The sequence below is a fragment of the Pseudomonas subflava genome (genome assembly GCF_023823685.1).
In the GTDB taxonomy this organism is placed as follows: Bacteria; Pseudomonadota; Gammaproteobacteria; order Pseudomonadales; family Pseudomonadaceae; genus Aquipseudomonas; species Aquipseudomonas subflava.
Genome location: NZ_JAMXBF010000002.1, coordinates 31,992 through 50,535, shown reverse-complemented (window position 1 = coordinate 50,535; position 18,544 = coordinate 31,992). Strand labels below are relative to the sequence as shown.

The following is an 18,544-nucleotide window of genomic DNA, read 5'->3' as shown; positions in this document are numbered from 1 at the left end:
GTGGCGACCTGGAGCAGCAGGCCGCGCGGCTGAAGCAGCTGGTCGGCAGCTTCCGCATCTGAGTTCCACCGCTGGGGCCCGGCGGCCTCAGCGGTCCTTCACCAGGGCGGGGATCGCCCGCAGGTAGACCAGCTCGCCGATCAGCTCCACCAGGGTCTGGGTGATCACCGCGGTCGCCGCCAAGGCGCCGATGGGCGCGGGCAACGCCAGTGCCAGCGGCAGCACCACCAGCGAGTTGCGGGTCGAGGCACTGAACGCCACGGCCCGCGCCGCGGGCACCTCGAGGCGGAACAGCCGGGCGCTCAGCACCCCCAGCACCGGCGCGAACACCAGAAACGCGAGGTACACCGGCAGCAGCGGCGCCAGCAGCGCCAGTTGCTGCACCACATCGGCGATCTGCGACCCCACCACCGCCACCAGCACCGCGGCCATCGCCGGCACCGGCAGCCAGGCCCAGCCCGCGCTCCAGGCTTTCGCCAGATTCGAACGTCGCCCGGCCAGTTCGGTGGCGACGGCCAGGCCCAGTGGCAACACGATCAGCAGCAGGAAAGCCTCGGCGAACGGTCGCACGGCGATGGCGGCATCCGCCTGCTCGCCGAGCATGAGCTGCAGGTACAGCGGCAACAGCAGCAGTTGCAGCAGCAACAGCAGCGGCGTGGCCGCCAGCACCAGGCGCGAATCGCCCCGGCCGAGATGGGTGAAGACCACCACGTAATCGATGCAGGGCGTCAGCAGCACCAGCAGCGCGCCCGCCAGCAGCGCGACGTTGCCGGCCAGCGGCAAAGTGATCAGCCAGACCAGCGCGGGCACCAGCACGAAGTTGGCCAGCAGCAGCGCGCCGACGAAGCAGCGATGGGCGAACGCCTGGCGCAGCTCGAGGAAGGGAATCTGCAGGAACATGGCGTACATCAGCACGGCGATGGCCGGGGTGATGGCCAATGCCGCGAGCTCGGCGAAGCCACCGGACACCACGCCTGCCACGGCCGCGGCGGCCACCGCGAGGAAATACAGTACGACCTGATGCTGCTCCAGCCAGTCCCGCGACATGCCCACGCTCCGAGTCAAGATCGCGGCATTATCGCAGCCGGAGGTGAAAGCGGCACGGCCGAATGGCCGCGCCGCCCGCCATCAGTGATGGTGCGCGCCGTGGCTGGCCGGCATCGGCGCCTCGCGGCGCACCGTGACCTCGACCTCGGTCTCGCCGGCCTTCTCGAAGCGCAGACGCAGCGGGAAGCGCTCGCCCTCCTTGGCCTGCTTGGCCACGCCGAACAGCATCACGTGGTAGCCCATGGGGGCGAATTCGGCCGAACCGCCAGCGGGAATCGCCACGCTCTGCACCTGCTGCATCTTCATCACGCCGCCGGCGTGCCGGTGCTCGTGCAGCTCGGCCTTCTCCGCCACCGGCGTGCTGGCGCCGAGCAGGCGGTCGTCCTCGGTGCCGCCGTTGCGGACCACGAAGTAGACGGCGGCGTTCTGGGTCACCGGCGGCATTTCCCGGGACCAGACGCCCTCGATCTGCAGCGGATTGGCGACCTGGGGATCGGCATGGGCCAGCAGCGAAGGCAGGAGCAGCGCGAGGCCGAACAGGGTTTTGCGGATGGTCATGAAAGGCTTCCTCAACATAGCGGGATGACGCGGCGCACGGCCGCGGAATGGTCAGGCGAGGAAGCGACCGGGAGAGGCGCGTGGCGACAGCGAGGGTCGCAGGTGCCGCGGCGACGGCCCCGCACGCAGCAGCGGCCGCAGGACCAGCGCGCCGGCCACGGCGGCCTCGGCGAAGGTGTGCACGCCGACATCGACCGTGATCGCCGCGGCGAAGCTCGAACAGAGCGGACAGGCCAGGCCATGCGCGGCGCCGTCCGCACCGTCGTCACCGATGCCGGGAGCGCCCTCGCCTCCCACCGAGCAGAACGCGCCATTCAGGCCGCTCAGACCCAGGCCGCTGGCCTGCCCCTGGTGGATGCCGCAGACAAACAGCCCCAGCAGGACGCTGGCGAGCAGCACCCAGGCGGTCAGGGAACGATGGTCACGGATCATTGGCATGGCGGCGACTGTACCACCGGCCGCGCGGGCCGCGACAGCGACGGCGCGCGGTCGATTGCCGCGCCAACGCACCGGCCTGTGCACCCCGTGAGCATCGCCGAGTCAGGCTGTACACTGGCGGCCCACACGACATTTTTCCGCGACCGGCGCACCCCGCGCGCCGGCCCTCAATCGCCACGGTGACAGCATGATCGAGGTAACCGAAGTTTCCATTGCCGACCTGCGCGCCGCGCTCGAGTCCGGCCGCACCACCGCCGTCGAACTGGTTCAGGCCTACCTCGCCCGCATCGACGCCTACGACGCTCCCGGCACGCCGACAGCGCTCAACGCGGTGGTGGTGCGCAACCCGCAGGCACTCGACGAGGCGCGCGCCTCCGATGCCCGTCGCGCCCACGGCGAGGCCCTCGGCCCGCTGGACGGCATTCCCTACACCGCCAAGGACAGCTACCTGGTCAAGGGCCTGACCGCCGCCTCCGGCAGCCCGGCTTTCAAGGACCTGGTGGCCCAGCGCGACGCCTTCACCATCGAACGCCTGCGCGCCGCCGGCGCCATCTGCCTGGGCAAGACCAACATGCCGCCCATGGCCAACGGCGGCATGCAGCGCGGCGTCTACGGCCGCGCCGAGAGCCCGTACAACGCGGCCTATCTGACCGCGCCCTTCGCCTCCGGGTCGTCCAACGGCGCCGGCACGGCGACCGCCGCCAGCTTCGCCGCCTTCGGCCTGGCCGAGGAGACCTGGTCCAGCGGCCGCGGCCCGGCCTCGAACAACGGCCTGTGCGCCTATACCCCGTCGCGCGGGGTGATCTCGGTGCGCGGCAACTGGCCGCTGACGCCGACCATGGACGTGGTCGTGCCCTACGCCCGCACCATGGCCGACCTGCTGGAGGTGCTGGACGTGATCGTCGCCGACGACGCCGACACCCGCGGCGACCTCTGGCGCCTGCAGCCCTGGGTGCCGATCCCCAAGGCCTCCGAGGTGCGCCCGGCATCCTACCTGGACCTCGCCGCCGCGCCGGACGCCCTCCGGGGCAAGCGCCTGGGCGTGCCGCGCATGTTCATCAACCGGGACCCGGAGATGGGCACCAGCGACAACCCCAGCATCGGCGGCCCGACCGGACAGCGCATCGACACCCGCGCCTCGGTGATCGACCTCTGGCAAGAAGCCCGCAAGGCGCTGGAAGCGGCCGGCGCCGAGGTGGTGGAGGTGGACTTCCCGCTGGTCTCCAACTGCGAGGGCGACCGCCCGGGCGCGCCGACCGTGTTCAACCGCGGCATCGTCACCCCGGAGTTCCTGCATGACGAGCTGTGGGAGCTGTCCGGCTGGGCCTTCGACGACTTCCTGCGCGCCAACGGCGACCCCGAGCTGAACCGGCTGGCCGACGTCGACGGCCCGCAGATCTTCCCGCACGACCCGGGCACGCTGCCCAACCGCGAAGGCGACCTGGCCGCCGGCATGGACGAGTACGTGAACATGGCCAAGCGCGGCATCAAGCCCTGGGACCAGATCGCCACCCTGCCCGACGGCCTGCGCGGCCTGGAAAAGACCCGCAAGCTCGACCTAGAGGACTGGATGGCGCAGCAGGGCCTCGACGCCGTGCTGTTCCCCACCGTCGCCGATGTCGGCCCGGCGGACGCCGACGTCAACCCGGCGTCCGCCGACATCGCCTGGAGCAACGGCGTGTGGGTGGCCAACGGCAACCTCGCCATCCGCCATCTGGGCGTGCCCACCGTCACCGTGCCGATGGGCGTGATGACGGACATCGGCATGCCGGTGGGCCTGACTTTCGCCGGCCGCGCCTACGACGACTCCGCCTTGCTGCGCCTGGCCGCGGCCTTCGAGGCCACCGGCTCGCGCCGCCGCGTGCCGCCGCGTACGCCGCCGCTGGCCGGCTGATCGGCCCGCGGCACCGTTTCGCATGACTCCGCCGGTACCTTCATCCATCGCAGCGCAGGTCGAGCTGACCCTCGCCCTGCTGCGGCAGCACCTGGTCGACGCGCTGCTGGCCGTGCACCTGTTCGGCTCGGCCGTGGATGGCGGGCTGTGCCCCGACAGTGATGTCGACCTGCTGGTGACGGTGGCCGCGCCGCTGGGCGAGCCGGTTCGGCAGCGACTGTTCCGCGATCTCCTCTCGGTTTCGGCCTGGCCGGCGACCGCAGACCTGCGTCCTCTGGAAGTGACGCTGGTGGTTCGCGACGACCTGCGGCCCTGGCGCTATCCGCCCCGGCGCGAGCTGCAGTTCGGCGAATGGCTGCGCGCCGAGATCCAGGCCGGAGCGATGCCGCCGTCGATGACCGATCCCGACCTGGCGATCCTGCTGACCCAGGCGCGGCAGCGCAGCGCCTGCCTGCTGGGCCCGGCCGCCATGGTCCTGCTCGACGCCGTGCCGCCGGCCGATCTGCGCCGGGCGCTGCACGATACCGTCGCGCAGTGGCGGGAGCCGGCCGACTGGCAGGGCGACGAGCGCAACGTGGTGCTGGCGATCGGGCGCATCTGGTTCACCCTCACCACGGGATCGATCGTCGCCAAGGACGTCGCCGCGGCCTGGCTGCTGGAGCGTTTGCCGGACCGCCACCGTCCGCTGCTGGCCGCCGCACGGGCCGCCTACCTCGGCGCAGCCGACCGGGCCTTCGAGTATGACCCGGCCGCGGTGGCGGCCTTCATCGAACATGCCAGGCGGGAGATCGAAGGCCTCGGCAACGCGCCGAGACACACCGACGACATCCGCGCGTGATACAGATGGAACGCATCACGGCCGCGGCCCTCTTAGTTTCGTAATGGAACATCAACCGGGCACAAAGCCTGTATTCAGTCGCAGTCAAAGACATGGAAATGCCTGCCCAGACCGTACCCACGCCGATGCCTGAAGAATCCTTGGATTTCCTGTCCAACGGCGGCGCCATCGGCGCCCTGATGCAAACTCTGGACTGGGCGCAATCGCCCCTCGGCGCGCCCTCCTCCTGGTCGCTCGGCCTCAAGAACCTGGTCGCCACCATGCTGCCGGTCGAGGCTCAGATCGTCATGTTCTGGGGGCCCGAGTTCGTCGCCCTGTACAACGACGCCTATGCCCCGAGCATCGGCGCCAAGCACCCGCAAGCCCTCGGCCGGCCGGCGGTGGAGAACTGGCGGGAACTGTGGGACGACCTGGAGCCGCTGCTGCGCGGCGTGTACGAGACCGGCAGGACCTTCTCGGCCAAGGACCGCCCCTTCTACATCGAGCGCCACGGCGTGGGCGAAACCGTCTACTTCGACGTGTCCTACTCCGCGGTGCGCGAAACCGACGGCTCCATCGGCGGCGTGCTGTGCGTGGTCAACGAGACCACCGAGCGCGTGCAGTTCGAGCGTCGCCAGGCCTTCCTGCTCGACCTCGGCCAGGCCCTGCCGCTGAGCAAGGCACCCGACCAGATCCTCGACGTCGCCCTGCACCGGCTCGGCGACATCCTCGGCGCGAGCCGCGTGTTCTATGGCGAGGACAACGGCGACGGGGTCAGCTTCACCGTGCGCCAGGACCATGTGCGCGACGTGCGCTCGGCAGTCGGCGTGTACCGCTATCGGGACTTCGGCATCCGCCTGCTGAAGTCGCTGCGCGAGGACCAGATCGTGATCCGCGAGGACCTCGCCGCCGAGCCCGGCCGCAGTGTCGGCGAGACCGCGCTGAGCGATGAGCTGGCTATCGCCGCCGCGCTCCATATCCCGGTGGTGCGCCATGGCGCCCTGGAGGCCGTGCTGGCGGTCCACTACGACCAGCCGCGCCACTTCACCGAACACGAGCTGCGCCTGGCCGAGGACGCCGCCAAGTTGGCCTGGAGCGCCATCGGCCACGCCCGCGCCGAGGCTGCACTGCGCGCCAGTTCGGCGCAGCTGTCGGCGATGTTCGACCAGGCCAGCGCGGGCATCGCCGTGTGCGACCGCCACTGGCGCTTCACCCGGGTCAACGACCGCTACTGCGAGATCGTCGGCCGCCCGCGCGAAGCGCTGCTCGGGCTGCGCATGCACGACATCACCTACCCCGACGACCTCTCCACCCACGCCTCGCAGTGCGAATTGACGCTCGAGGGCGGCGCGCCCTACGAGGTCACCAAGCGCTACGCCCGCCCGGACGGCACGCCGGTCTGGGTACAGAACCAGATCACCCCGCTGGTCGACCCGCTCGGCAATACCGCCGGCATGCTCTGCGTGTGCATGGACGTCAGCGCCCGGGTGCGCGCCGAGGTGGAATTGCGCGAGCTGAACGAAGGCCTGGAAGAACGCGTCGCCGCCATGGTCGCCCAGCGCGAGGCGGCCGTGGCGCAGCTGCACGAAGTGCGCAAGATGGAGACCATCGGCCAGCTCACCGGCGGCATCGCCCACGACTTCAACAACCTGCTGACGCCGATCATGGGCGCGCTGGAACTGATCCGCCGCCGCCTCGATGACGAGCGCTCGCGCAACCTGATCGACGGCGCGCTGCAGGCCGCGGATCGTGCCCGCACCCTGGTCGGCCGGCTGCTGACCTTCGCCCGCCGGCAGACGCTCAAGCCGCAGGCGGTGGAGCTCAATGCGCTGGTGGGCGACATGCGCGACCTCATCGCCCGCTCGCTCGAGCCGATGATCGAGGTCGCCGTCGAGATTCCCGGCAACCTGCCGTCCGTGATGGTCGACCCACACCAATTGGAGCTGGCCATCCTCAACCTGGCGGTCAACGCCCGCGATGCCATGGAAGACGGCGGCCGCTTGGAAATCGCCGCGGCCTTCGAAGAGGTGGCCGAGGGCGCGGTGAACGGCCTGGAGGCCGGCCGCTATGCGCGCCTGATAGTCAGCGACAACGGCAGCGGTATGGATGCGATCACCCTGGAGCGCTGCGCCGAACCGTTCTTCTCCACCAAGGGCGTGGGCCGGGGCACCGGGCTCGGCCTGTCCATGGTGCAGGGCCTGGCGGCGCAGTCCGGCGGCGGGCTCGGCATCGCCTCGGAACCGGGTCGGGGCACCCGGGTGAGCATCTGGCTGCCGGCCACCGAGGCCCCGGCCGAGCACGAGGGCGAGGACTCCGCCGACGCCCCGCTGGCGCCGCGGCCGACCCAGGTGCTGCTGGTCGACGACGAGGACATGGTGCGCCACACCACCCTGCTGCAGCTGCATGACCTCGGTTACCAGGTGGCCGAGGCGCCTTCCGCGGCCGCCGCCCTGCGCATGATCGACGAGGGACTGAAGCCGGATGTGCTGGTCACCGACCACATCATGGCCGAAAAGACCGGCGCCCAACTGGCCCAGGAGCTGCGCCAGCGCATGCCGGAGCTGCCGGTGCTGATCATCACCGGCTATGCCAATCTCTCGCCGGCGCAGATCGATGGCTTCGAGGTGCTGGCCAAGCCTTTCCGCCGTACCGAGCTGGCGGCTCATCTCTCGCAGATGGTCAATCCAACCAGCTGACCTGACCTGCGCTCGCGCTGCTTCGATATCGACGCCCGGCCGGAGCTACCGGCCGGGCACTTCGTGCTTCATTGCCGGGGGACGAGGCCGACTCAATCCAGGGTGCCGGGGTCGGACGCGGGATCGGTCGGGCCACCGGGCGACGAATGCTCGCCGGCGTCGTCACGCTTTCCTTCGTTGCGCGCGTCGCCGTCGTTGCTGTTGACCGGGCGGCCGTCCTCGATGCGCACCTCGCCGTCCTCCATGTGCGTCTCCATTTCCTGCTGCGGTGTCGGCGTGCCCTGGCCGCTCGGCGCGGAGCCCTCGTCCGCCTCGGGGCTGCCGGCCGGTGCCTGGGAGTACGCCGCGGCGGCGAACAATAGCGTGGTGACGAGGGTGAGCTGGGGAAGCGCTTTCATGGAGGTACTCCTGTGAGGGTCTATCAGGTTCGTCCGGACTGCGCCGGACATGGTTCGCCCCGCATGACCGGCGGTCGCGCCGCCGCCCATCGTAATGGCTGAACTCCCGTTGCAGAGCGCCCTTCTCAACTCTGTCACCCCACACCAAAGGAGCGAGCCCCATGGCCACCCCAACCGAAAACCTGCTCGACTGGCTGCGCGATGCCCATGCGATGGAGCAACAGGCGGAGAAGATGCTGAAGGCCCAGGCCGAGCGGCTGGAGCACTATCCCGAACTGAAGGCACGTATCGAACAGCACATCGTGGAGACCCAAGGCCAGCAGGAGCTGCTCGGCAACTGCCTGCAGCGCCTCGGTAGCAGCCCATCCACCATCAAGGACATGTCCGCCAAGCTGATGGCCTTCGGTCAGGCCATGGCCGGCATGACCGTGAGCGACGAAGTGGTCAAGGGCGCCATGAGTGGCTACGTGTTCGAGAACCTGGAGATCGCCGCGTACACCGTGCTGATCAGCGCGGCCAAGGCAGTCGGCGATAGCGAAACGCAACGCGCCTGCGAGCAGATCCTGCCGCAGGAAATTGCCATGGCCGACTGGCTGCGCGACCATCTCCCGCAAATCACCGAGGCCTTCCTGGCCCGCTCCGCCGCCCCCAATACCGAAGCCAAACGCTGAGCGAGGACAGCGCCGGCGTGCCGGCGCTCATAGTGAATGCTGAAGACCCTCACCTTCGCCATCGTACACTTCACCATCGCCTTCACCGTGGCTTATCTGCTCACCGGCGACCTTCTCACCGGCGGGCTCATCGCCCTGCTGGAACCGGCCTGCAACACCGTGGCCTTCTTCTTCCACGAGAAGGCCTGGCAGCGCTTCGGCAAGAACACCGAGGCGCGCCACGACGGCTGTGGTCACGGCGGGCTGCTGCGGGTATTCAGGAAGGATTGAGCGGGGCCGGCGCGTCACGCACCGGCTAGGCCCGGCTCATCGGCGGAAGCCTGGCAATACAGGCTGAGCAGCTTGCGGATCTGCCGCTTTACCGGCAGGCGGCCCAGATCGTCGACGGAGCACCAGCGGCAGTCGGCGATCTCGTTCTGCGGCCGGGCGGTCAGCGAGTCGGCGACCGCCAGGCGAAAGACGTGGTGGGTGCCCTTCCCGAACTCATGCAGGGCCAGATACTCGATGGCCTTGAAGGCCAGCCCGGTTTCCTCGCTCAGCTCGCGCAGCGCCGCCTCGGTCGGCCCCTCGTCGGCCTCGATCTTGCCGCCTGGCAGGGTCCACTTCGCCTCCGGCTTGCGCACCAGCAGCACCTGATCCTGCCGATGGCAGATGACGGTGGCGCGCGATTTCGCTGCTTTGCTCATGCATCCTCCAAACGCTGTGACCTTGGGGCCACGGCGGCCGGATAAAAGTTCGACTCGATTCGTTCAACGGCTCACATCCGCGGCTCTGGTCATCGCGCGGTTGCCCTGCGTGGGGAAAGACGGGTTAAGCTGCTGCCCTGCCTGCCCGCATGACTGCCACGGAGGATCGAACCCCATGAACCGTCTCCATTGCGCCAGCTACGAGGCCCCGCTCTGGCGCGGAAACGATTCGCTGCATCTCGAAGTGCTCTGCCAGGACGACCACGTGCTGCTGATCACCCTGGTCTTCCGTGGCATCACTCAGGCGCTCTACCGGCCGCAGTCGCCCTCGAAACTCGAGCGTGGCCAGGCGGAACGCTACTGTCGGCTTGCCGTGGGGCAGTTTCAGGCGAGTGGCATCGCGTTGATTCACGAGGAGCGCCGCAACCCGTTGCAGCGTCCCGTGCATACCCTGCGTCTCGACGCAACGAGCTACCAGGGCGTGCTGCTGAGCCTGCCGGTGGCGGCCAGCGCCTAGGGCCGGGCGCACCTCAGGCGCGCTGACGGTCATCCAGCACCAGGGCATCGCGCACCTGGCGCAGCTCGGCGGCATCCTGGTTGAGGCGATGGATCACCCGATACAGCTGTTGCCGCAATACCTCGTCGCCGAGGCTCTCCGCCGCACGCATGACCGACACGGCGGCATCCTCGTTACGCGATGCGATGGCATCAATGATCTTCCTGACAGAACGCGACACGATGTAAGCCTCAAATGATCCGATGTGAACTCTAGACCTTCGATATTTCCTTTAGGTTTCACTTACTTACGGACCTTTCGGCGCCTTGCGGAAAAGCGCGCGACAAGCCGCTGCCGCCGCCGTTTCCGGCGGGTCGGCAGCGGCTTACGGCCTACGCGGGAATGGCCATGGCCAGGGGTTCCCGCGCCCATACACGGTGCTGCCCCATGGCCTTGACGAAGTCCGCGCAGAGTTCCTTCGCCGTGGCGGCGCTGAGCAGTCCGGCGTCCGGTTTGAGGCGCAGCTCGCCGGCCAGAGCGCCGGTGTCGCCGCACAGGGCAATGGCCTTGAGGTGCTTGTAGGCCTCCATCAGGTAATGCAGGCCGCTGCCATCGGCCCGCAGCGCGTCGGCCACGCCGGCACCGCCGGGTACGAACACCGCATCGAAGGCGATGGAGGGCATGGTGGCGAAGCTGGCGTCGGGCATCAGCGTGTTGCCGTCGCTGGTCCTCACCGCCGCCGAGCTCGGCCCGATCAGCTTGCTCATCGCCCCCTCGCGGTTGAGCACGTCGATGATGTGGCTGATATCACCGGCATCGGCCCCCGGCAGCAGCAGGATGGCCACCTTGCGCGAACGGATGTTGCCCGGAAGCAGGTTGGCCTGGCTCAGCGCCGGCGAATCCTGCAGCGCCGCCGTGACGGGCGCGGCGGTGGTTCCGACCGGCGCCGGCAGGCCGAGGTTCTCCGCCACGCGCGTGGCCAGCACCAGGTCGATGTTGGCGAGAATCTCGTTGACCTCGCGCTCGCGGATTTCGCGGCGTTCGACCTTGCCCAGCTCGAAGCTGTAGGCAGAGATCATGTGCTCCTTCTCATGCGGCGCCATGCTGTTCCAGAACAGCCGTGCCTGGGAGAAGTGGTCGGCGAACGAATCCGCGCGCTTGCGCAACTTCACTCCGCTCATCGGCTCCGGGTACGAGGCGAAGCCGCCGCCGCTGGCCGCCGGCGGCGTTTCCTTGGGCCAGCCGCCGTCGATGGAGTTGGGCTCGTACGACGCCCTGCCCTTGTTGATGGTCTGCCGATGCGGCGCGTCGCGCTGGTTGTTGTGAAACGGGCACAGCGGGCGGTTGATCGGGATCTCGTTGAAGTTAGGGCCGCCCAGGCGCAGCAGCTGGGTATCGGTGTAGGAGAACAGCCGGCCCTGCAGCAGCGGGTCGTTGGTGAAGTCGATACCCGGCACGATGTGGCCGATGTGGAAGGCCGCCTGCTCGGTCTCTGCGAAGAAGTTGTCCGGGTTGCGGTTGAGCGTCATCTTGCCGACGGGCCGCACCGGCACCAGTTCCTCGGGCACCAGCTTGGTGGGGTCGAGCAGGTCGAAGTCGTACTTGTGCTCGTCCTCCTCCGGGATCACCTGAACACCCAGCTCCCACTCCGGGTAGTCGCCGTTCTCGATGTCTTCCCACAGTTGCCGGCGATTGAAGTCCGGGTCCTTGCCGGCGAGCTTCTGCGCCTCGTCCCAGACCAGCGAGCAGACGCCCGAAACCGGCTTCCAGTGGAACTTGACGAACACGCTGCGGCCCTCGGCATTGACCAGGCGGAAAGTGTGCACGCCGAAGCCCTCCATCATCCGGTAGGCGACCGGGATGGCGCGGTCGGACATCAGCCACTGCACCATGTGCGCCGTCTCCGGCTGCAGCGAGACGAAGTCCCAGAAGGTGTCATGGGCGGACGCGCCGGTGGGGATCTCGTTGTGCGGCTCCGGCTTCACCGCGTGGACCAGGTCGGGGAACTTAATCGCGTCCTGGATGAAGAACACCGGCATGTTGTTGCCGACCAGGTCGAAGTTGCCCTCGTCGGTGTAGAACTTGGTGGCGAAGCCGCGCACGTCGCGGACGGTGTCGGCCGAACCGCGCGGACCCTGCACGGTGGAGAAGCGCACGAACACCGGCGTTTTCTTCTCCGGGTGGTTGAGGAAGTCGGCCTTGGTCAGGTCACTCAGCGGCTCATAGACCTGGAAGTAGCCATGGGCGGCCGAGCCGCGGGCGTGCACCACGCGCTCGGGGATGCGCTCGTGATCGAAGTGGGTGATCTTTTCGCGCATCAGGAAGTCTTCGAGCAGCGAGGGACCGCGTTCGCCGGCTTTGAGCGTGTTCTGGTTGTCGGCCACGCGCACCCCGGTATTGGAGGTGAGGGCCTCGTCGGTGGCGTCCTCGCGCCACTGTTCCAGTTGTTCCAGCTTGGCGTTGCTGTTGGCGCGGTCCAGCGCGTTGCTGCCGGCGACCTGGCTCGGTTTCTTGGTGGACATGGTCTGTCTCCTCATGGCTAAGGGGTGGGGCCCTGTAGCTATGAGAAAGCCTAGCGCGAGAGGTTCTAGGGATTTTGTCGGCTGCGCGGCGACTCACTGCTCGCGCGGGATGATGGAAATCTTGCCGTTGCGTTCGATGATGGCGAACTTGATCTGCTCGACGCGCTCCAGCCCGTTCTCGCGTGCCGACTCCATGATGTCGTCCAACCGCAGACGCGCCTTGGCCAGACGCTCCTCCAGGGCCACACCGTTTTCCACCACGATGGTCGGTGAGCCGTCGAGCAGGTAGGCGATGCGCTCGGAGCGCCGCTTGAGCAGCGAGGCGCCGACGTCGATGGCGATCAGCGTCATGATCACCAGCACGGCGTTGGTGACCGAGAAGTCTTCACCCAGCAGGGCCTGCTGGGTGGCCTCGCCGATGATCAGCAGCAGCACGAAGTCGAAGGTGGTCAGCTGCGCCAGCGAACGGCGGCCGGCGAGCTTAAACAGGATCAGCAGGGCAATGTAGATGGCGGCGGCGCGCAGCACGGCGTCCATATCGGACTCCTAAGAAAGGGGGTCAGGGATAGATGAACTGGCGCAGCTCGACTTGCTGGTCGGCGACGCTCAGGGACGAGGCGAAGGGCCCGACACCGTCGGCCTTGAGCTGGATGCGCACCCGCACCTGGCCCTGTTCGTTGGCGGCCATGCGCAGGCGCAGGCCGTTGCCCGGGTGACTGATGCTCTGCTGCGGCTCGGGCTGCATGGACTCGATGCTGAAGCCGTCGAGCAGTTCGCCGGCCAGGATGATGTCCAGCGAATCCCCCGTTCCTCGGGCATCGACCATCAGCTGCGACTGGGCGCCGTTGCGGGCGAAACGCTGGTACTCCACCCGCAGGCTGTTGTCGGCCGTCGCCGCCGACGCGGTGCTGAGCGGCCCCTTGGAAAACAGCCCGGCCAGGGCCAGCACCGCCAGCAGCACCAGGCAGTACCAGCCCAGCCGCTCCATGCGCCAGGCCATTCGTTGCAACGGCATGTTCTCGCGCACCGGGTAGGTGCGGCTGCGGCCCTCGTCGGCGCCCATGGCAATCTCCGGCTGTGCGCAATCGCGTTACAAGGAGTGACCGGTGCCTCGCCCTCCGAGTTCGCAGAAAAACCGCCCGGTGACCACCCGTCCCGCGGCCTGAACTCGCCCGCATCATGCCCGTTCGATACCTCATCGACCCCACGAACGAGGAACGACTGATGCGCGCACTCACCTACCACGGCAGCCACGATGTCCGCGTCGAGACGGTGGCCGACCCTATCCTGCAGGCCGACGACGACGTCATCCTGCGCGTGACCGCCACCGCCATCTGCGGCTCGGACCTGCACCTGTACCGCGGCAAGATTCCGCAGGTGAAGGACGGCGACATCTTCGGCCACGAGTTCATGGGCGAGGTGGTGGAAACCGGCAGCGGCGTGACCGGGCTGAACAAGGGCGACCGGGTCGTGGTGCCGTTCGTCATCGCCTGCGGCACCTGCTTCTTCTGCGCCATGAACCTGCACGCGGCCTGCGAGACCACCAACACCGGCCGCGGCGCCATCCTCAACAAGAAGCAGATTCCGCCGGGCGCCGCGCTATTCGGTTACAGCCACCTCTACGGCGGCGTACCCGGCGGCCAGGCCGAATACGTGCGGGTGCCCAAGGCCAACGTCGGGCCGATGAAGATTCCCGGCACGCTGCAGGACGAGCAGGTGCTGTTCCTCACCGACATCCTGCCCACTGGCTACCAGGCCGCGGTCAACGCCGGCATCGGCCCGGGCAGCAGCGTGGCCATCTATGGCGCCGGCCCGGTCGGCCTGATGAGCGCGGCCTGCGCACGGCTGCTGGGCGCCGAACAGATCTTCATGGTCGATCAGGTGCCCTATCGCCTGGAATTCGCCCGCCAGACCTACGGCGTGATCCCGATCAACTTCGACGAGATCGACGACCCGGCCGCCGCCATCATCGAACGCACCGCCGGCCACCGCGGAGTGGATGCCGCCATCGATGCGGTCGGCTTCGAGGCCAAGGGCAGCACCACCGAGACCATCCTCACCACCCTCAAGCTCGAGGCCAGCAGCGGCAAGGCCCTGCGCCAGTGCATCGCCGCCGTGCGCCGTGGCGGCACGGTGAGCGTGCCGGGGGTGTATGCCGGCTTCATCCACGGTTTCCTGTTCGGCGACGCCTTCGACAAGGGCCTGACCTTCAAGATGGGCCAGACCCACGTACAGCCGCTGCTGCCGACCCTGCTGGAACACGTCGAACGCGGCGAGCTCAAGCCCGACGTGATCATCAGCCATCGCATGTCCCTGGAACAGGCCGCCGAGGGCTACCGGATCTTCGACAAGATGGAAGAGGACTGCCGCAAGGTCATCCTGCGGCCGTGAGCCGCGCGGCTTCGGCAGGGCCTCCACAAATCTATGACGGATCGCCGTAGGGTGCGCCGTGCGCACCTGTGCATCGTCGCGGGCATCGTTTGGTGCGCGCGGCGCACCCTACGCAACGCGCAGGGCATTCCACGAACCTATGACGGATCTCCGTCGGGTGCGCTGTGCGCACCTGGGGCATCTTCGCAGGCATCGGTTGGTGCGCGCGGCGCACCCTACGCAACGCGCAGGGCACCACGAACCTATGGCGGATCGCCGTAGGGTGCGCCGTGCGCACCTGAGGCATCTCGCACGCATCGGTTGGTGCGCGCGGCGCACCCTACGCAACGCGCAGGCCTTCACGAATCTATGACGGATCGCCGTAGGGTGCGCCGTGCGCACCTGGGGCATCTTCGCAGGCGCCGATTGGTGCGCGCGGCGCACCCTACGCACGCGCCGGAATACTCCACGGCTCTCTGACAAATCGCCGTAGGGTGCGCCGTGCGCACCTAGGGCATCTTCTCGGGCGATTGGTGCGCGCGCACCCTACGCGACGCGCTGCGGGCCCTTCACAACGCTCCGGCAAATGCCGTCATAGTGACGTTCGGGTGAAAGAAAGGAACTGGGAGAGTCGGCCTAGGTGCTCGGCCTTGAAGATCGCGGATCGAACCGGGCGGTGATCGCGTCGGGCGGAGGAGGCCCGAGCGGGCCTCCCTGAGCGGCGTTACGTCTTACTGACGGCCACCCTGGCGGCCGCCGCCGTGGCTGTTTTGACCGCCTTTGCGTCCGGCCTCGGAAGCCTTATCGCGGTCGTTGGCGAAATTGCCTCCACTGTTCTGCCCGCCTTTCCGGCCGGCTTCGGAGGCCTTCTCACGGTCGTTGGCAAAGTTGCCGGGATTGCGATTGGTCATTTTGAATTTCTCCAGACTTGCAGTGGCGTTATTGCCCCCTGCGTTCTGTGGAGAAGAATGGCGCCGCAGACGTTCAGTCTCTTTCCACGCTGCGCTCGCAAGCGGCTGACGAGCGGTCTGCAAGCCAGACGCGGGCTCCGGGCTCGCTTGTCGACGCGATGCAAATCCGGCTCGGCGCACGGCCAACGACCCATGGCGCTGCGGCGTGCATGGGCGCTGCGGCGAGCCGTCCCGGGCGCCATCGCCGGCAGCAGACGCGCCCGTGCCGGCCATCCCTCGCATCGCCATCACGTCGCGTGCCGCCTCGCGTGCCTCGGCCCACATCCGACGCAGCCCGGGCGATCGGCGGAACTTGTGGCGAAGCGGCCGGCTCCATCCACAGAGCTGCGCGACGAAGGAACCACGATGGAAGCGAACGACGTTTGGTACGACAACGCGGTGTCCTATCAGCTGGACGTGGCCACCTTCCACGACTCCAACGGCGACGGTATCGGCGACTTCCCGGGCCTCACCGCACGCCTGGACTACCTGCGCCAGCTGGGCATCAACAGCCTGCTGCTGATGCCCTTCCACCCCTCCTCCGACCGCGACGACGGCTACGACGTGATCGACCACTACGGCATCGATCCGCACCTGGGCACCTTCGGCGACTTCAGCGAATTCATCGACGAGGCGCGGGTGCGCGGCATCCGCGTGATGCTCGATCTGGTGGTCAACCACACATCCGACCAGCACCCCTGGTTCCAGGCCTCGCGCCGGCGCGACTCGAAATTCCGCGACTATTACGTGTGGGTCGACAAGCCCGACGACGACCACCGCGACCAGGTGATGTTTCCTGACCAGTACGACAGCGTCTGGACCTATGACGAGCAGGCAGGCGCCTACTTCTTCCACCGTTTCCACGATTTCCAGCCCTCGCTCAACCACGGCCACCCGGAGGTGCGCCGCGAGGTCATGCGCATCCTCAGCTTCTGGCTGGCGCTGGGCATCGATGGCTTCCGCGTCGACGCCGTGCCCTACCTGGTCCAGCCCAAGGGCCCGGCCCAGCAACACCCCGACCCGCACGAATACCTGCGCCAGCTGCGGCGCCACGTCACCCGCTACGGTCACGGCGCCCTCCTGGTGGGCGAAGCCAACGTCGCGCCGCACGAGCTGGGCGACTTCTTCGGCAACGGCGACCAGCTGAACCAGCTGTTCAACTTCATCGGTGCCGAGCGCCTGTTTCTCGCCCTGGCGCGCGAGGATGCCGCGCCGATCCGCGAGCTTGAAGCCCTGCTGCCACCGCTGCCGCCGAGCGCCCAGTGGATGAACTTCCTGCGCCACCACGACGAGCTGAGCCTGGTGTGGACGGACGAGTCCACCCGCGAGGAAATGCTCGAGGTTCTCGCGCCGGACGAGCACATGCGCATCTACGGCCGCGGCTGCCGTCGCCGGCTCGCGCCCATGCTGGGCGATCCGGCCAAGGTGCGCCTGGCCCTGAGCCTGCTGTTCAGCCGCAGCGGCGCGCCCTTGCTCTACTACGGCGACGAGATCGGCATGGGCGAGGCCATGGAACTGCCGGACCGCTTTCCGGTGCGTACGGCCATGCAGTGGTCGGCCCAGGCCAACGGCGGCTTCTCCAGGGCCGAGAAGCACCAGCTGATCCGCCCGGTGATCGAGGACGGCGACTACGGCTACCCGCGGCTCAACGTCACCGACCAGTGGCTCGATCCGGACTCCCAGCTCAACTACACCCGCCGCCTGATCGAGGTGCGTCGCTCCTGCCCCGAGTTCGGCCTGGGGCGGCACGAGTTCATCGAATACGACGGTGGCAGCGAGGTCCTCGCTGAGAGCTACTGCCTGGACGACGGCCAGGTGGTGTGCGTGCACAACCTGTCGCGCCAGGCTCGCCAGGTACGCGTGCGTCACCCCGGCATGGCCGACCGCGACTGCTACGAGCTGATCGCCCGGCGCCGGCTGCGCGCCGACCCCATCGGCTGGCTGACGGTGGAACTGCCGGCCTACGGCTGCACCTGGTGGCGGGTCGGCTCGATCTTCTCGCCGGGCGAGAGCGGCGCCAGCGTGGCTAACGCACTTGCGGAAGCACCGAGCTAGCGAAGGCTTCGATGAAACCGCGCTGGTGGCGATTGACGTTGTGCAGGTAGATGTGCTCGAAGCCCTGCGCGATGTCCTGGCGCAGGCGGTCCGCGTGCCACGCCAGGTCGCTGCCGATGCGCACCTGCTCGCACAGGTCCTGGGGGCGCACGGTTCCGGCGGCGGCCTCGAAGTCCGCCACGCTGCGCAGTTCCTGGGACAGCGAGCCCGGCAGCACGTTGGTCCGCCACTGTTGGTGGGCGCCGCGCAGGGCCTCGTCGTCATCCTCGGCGTAGGACAGCTTGACCTGCAGCAGCAATGGCTTGCCTTCGCCGCCACCCTCGCGGAAGGCGTCGATGATGCGCTGCTGTTTTTCCACCGTGGAGCTGACGGTGATCATGCCGTCCGCCCAGCCGCCGGCCCAGCGCGCGGTCTCCTCCGACAGCACCGCCGCGTAGAGCGCCGGCGGCGTCTGCGGCAGGCTGTACAGGCGCGCCCGCTCGACCGTCAGCAGGCCACAGCGCGACACCTCCTCGCCCGCCCATAGCGCGCGGATGATCGCCACCGCCTCGGCCAGCCGCGCGTTGCGCTCGGGCTTGATCGGCCAGCGCTCGCCGGTGATGGATTCGTTGATCGCCTCGCCGCTGCCCACCGCCAGCCAGAAGCGCCCCGGGTACATTTCGGCCAGGGTCGCGGCGGCCTGGGCGATCAGCGCCGGGTGGTAGCGGAAGCACGGCGTGTTGACCACGCCGAAGTCGAAGCCGGTGCCCTGCAGGGCCGCGCCCAGCCATGACCAGGCGAAGCCGCTGTGGCCCTGGTCCTCGCTCCAGGGGTGGAAATGGTCCGAGCACATGCCGGCGTCGAAGCCGGCGTGTTCCGCGAGCTGCATCAGTTGCAGCAGCTCGCCGGGAGGAAACTGTTCGTGGGAAGCGTGGTATCCGATCACGGGCATGGAGTCACCTGGTCA

General features: G+C 68.4%; 19 protein-coding genes. 8 read left to right on the top strand and 11 right to left on the bottom strand.

What is annotated here, in order from left to right; translation table 11 throughout:
• Positions 1-87: 87 nt before the first annotated feature.
• The 3 genes from NF616_RS03440 to NF616_RS03430 form a co-directional block, all read right to left on the bottom strand.
• Positions 88-1,047, bottom strand: a complete 960-nt coding sequence (locus NF616_RS03440; protein ID WP_252271658.1) for an arsenic resistance protein — start codon at positions 1,045-1,047, stop codon at positions 88-90.
• Between the two features lie 81 nt (positions 1,048-1,128).
• Entirely contained in the window at positions 1,129-1,605 is a 477-nt protein-coding gene (locus NF616_RS03435; RefSeq protein ID WP_252271657.1) for a copper chaperone PCu(A)C, read from the bottom strand.
• Positions 1,606-1,656: 51 nt separating this feature from the next.
• Entirely contained in the window at positions 1,657-2,043 is a 387-nt protein-coding gene (locus NF616_RS03430; RefSeq protein ID WP_252271656.1) for a DUF2946 domain-containing protein, read from the bottom strand.
• 187 nt (positions 2,044-2,230) lie between these two features.
• Between NF616_RS03430 and NF616_RS03425 the strand changes: the two genes are divergently transcribed.
• From NF616_RS03425 to NF616_RS03415, 3 genes are all read left to right on the top strand, one after another.
• Entirely contained in the window at positions 2,231-3,937 is a 1,707-nt protein-coding gene (locus tag NF616_RS03425; RefSeq protein WP_252271655.1) for an amidase, read from the top strand.
• A gap of 22 nt (positions 3,938-3,959) precedes the next feature.
• A complete protein-coding gene (locus tag NF616_RS03420) occupies positions 3,960-4,775 on the top strand; it encodes an aminoglycoside adenylyltransferase family protein (protein WP_252271654.1) in 816 nt (271 codons plus the stop codon).
• A gap of 92 nt (positions 4,776-4,867) precedes the next feature.
• Positions 4,868-7,450 (top strand): PAS domain-containing protein, encoded by a 2,583-nt coding sequence (locus NF616_RS03415; protein WP_434091851.1) that lies wholly within the window; start codon positions 4,868-4,870, stop codon positions 7,448-7,450.
• Positions 7,451-7,542: 92 nt separating this feature from the next.
• Here NF616_RS03415 and NF616_RS03410 read toward each other — a convergent pair whose 3' ends face one another.
• A complete protein-coding gene (locus tag NF616_RS03410; protein WP_252271652.1) occupies positions 7,543-7,848 on the bottom strand; it encodes a hypothetical protein in 306 nt (101 codons plus the stop codon).
• A gap of 161 nt (positions 7,849-8,009) precedes the next feature.
• Here NF616_RS03410 and NF616_RS03405 point away from each other — a divergent pair, with 161 nt between their 5' ends.
• Entirely contained in the window at positions 8,010-8,519 is a 510-nt protein-coding gene (locus NF616_RS03405) for a ferritin-like domain-containing protein (protein ID WP_252271651.1), read from the top strand.
• 36 nt (positions 8,520-8,555) lie between these two features.
• A complete protein-coding gene (locus tag NF616_RS03400) occupies positions 8,556-8,789 on the top strand; it encodes a DUF2061 domain-containing protein (protein ID WP_252271650.1) in 234 nt (77 codons plus the stop codon).
• Positions 8,790-8,803: 14 nt separating this feature from the next.
• Here the strand turns inward: NF616_RS03400 and NF616_RS03395 are convergent, their stop codons facing one another.
• Complete coding sequence (locus NF616_RS03395; RefSeq protein WP_252271649.1) at positions 8,804-9,205, bottom strand: NUDIX hydrolase; 402 nt, start codon at positions 9,203-9,205, stop codon at positions 8,804-8,806.
• A 175-nt stretch (positions 9,206-9,380) separates the two neighbouring features.
• Here NF616_RS03395 and NF616_RS03390 point away from each other — a divergent pair, with 175 nt between their 5' ends.
• On the top strand, positions 9,381-9,722 hold the full coding sequence (locus tag NF616_RS03390; protein WP_252271648.1) for a hypothetical protein: 342 nt from the start codon (positions 9,381-9,383) through the stop codon (positions 9,720-9,722).
• Between the two features lie 13 nt (positions 9,723-9,735).
• Here the strand turns inward: NF616_RS03390 and NF616_RS03385 are convergent, their stop codons facing one another.
• The 4 genes from NF616_RS03385 to NF616_RS03370 form a co-directional block, all read right to left on the bottom strand.
• Positions 9,736-9,945 (bottom strand): hypothetical protein, encoded by a 210-nt coding sequence (locus tag NF616_RS03385; protein WP_252271659.1) that lies wholly within the window; start codon positions 9,943-9,945, stop codon positions 9,736-9,738.
• Between the two features lie 148 nt (positions 9,946-10,093).
• Positions 10,094-12,223, bottom strand: coding sequence for a catalase HPII (gene katE, locus NF616_RS03380; RefSeq protein WP_252271647.1), 2,130 nt, complete (start codon positions 12,221-12,223; stop codon positions 10,094-10,096).
• A gap of 93 nt (positions 12,224-12,316) precedes the next feature.
• A complete protein-coding gene (locus NF616_RS03375) occupies positions 12,317-12,760 on the bottom strand; it encodes a DUF421 domain-containing protein (protein WP_252271646.1) in 444 nt (147 codons plus the stop codon).
• 22 nt (positions 12,761-12,782) lie between these two features.
• Entirely contained in the window at positions 12,783-13,286 is a 504-nt protein-coding gene (locus tag NF616_RS03370) for a hypothetical protein (protein WP_252271645.1), read from the bottom strand.
• A 161-nt stretch (positions 13,287-13,447) separates the two neighbouring features.
• Here NF616_RS03370 and NF616_RS03365 point away from each other — a divergent pair, with 161 nt between their 5' ends.
• A complete protein-coding gene (locus NF616_RS03365) occupies positions 13,448-14,614 on the top strand; it encodes a zinc-dependent alcohol dehydrogenase (protein ID WP_252271644.1) in 1,167 nt (388 codons plus the stop codon).
• 710 nt (positions 14,615-15,324) lie between these two features.
• On the opposite strand, the gene NF616_RS03360 is transcribed toward NF616_RS03365, so the two are convergent.
• A complete protein-coding gene (locus NF616_RS03360; protein WP_434091850.1) occupies positions 15,325-15,504 on the bottom strand; it encodes a con-10 family general stress protein in 180 nt (59 codons plus the stop codon).
• Between the two features lie 405 nt (positions 15,505-15,909).
• Here NF616_RS03360 and NF616_RS03355 point away from each other — a divergent pair, with 405 nt between their 5' ends.
• A complete protein-coding gene (locus tag NF616_RS03355) occupies positions 15,910-17,598 on the top strand; it encodes an alpha-amylase family protein (RefSeq protein ID WP_252271643.1) in 1,689 nt (562 codons plus the stop codon).
• Here the strand turns inward: NF616_RS03355 and NF616_RS03350 are convergent.
• Complete coding sequence (locus tag NF616_RS03350) at positions 17,570-18,529, bottom strand: TIGR03885 family FMN-dependent LLM class oxidoreductase (protein WP_252271642.1); 960 nt, start codon at positions 18,527-18,529, stop codon at positions 17,570-17,572. The genes NF616_RS03355 and NF616_RS03350 overlap by 29 nt on opposite strands.
• Positions 18,530-18,544 lie beyond the last annotated feature (15 nt).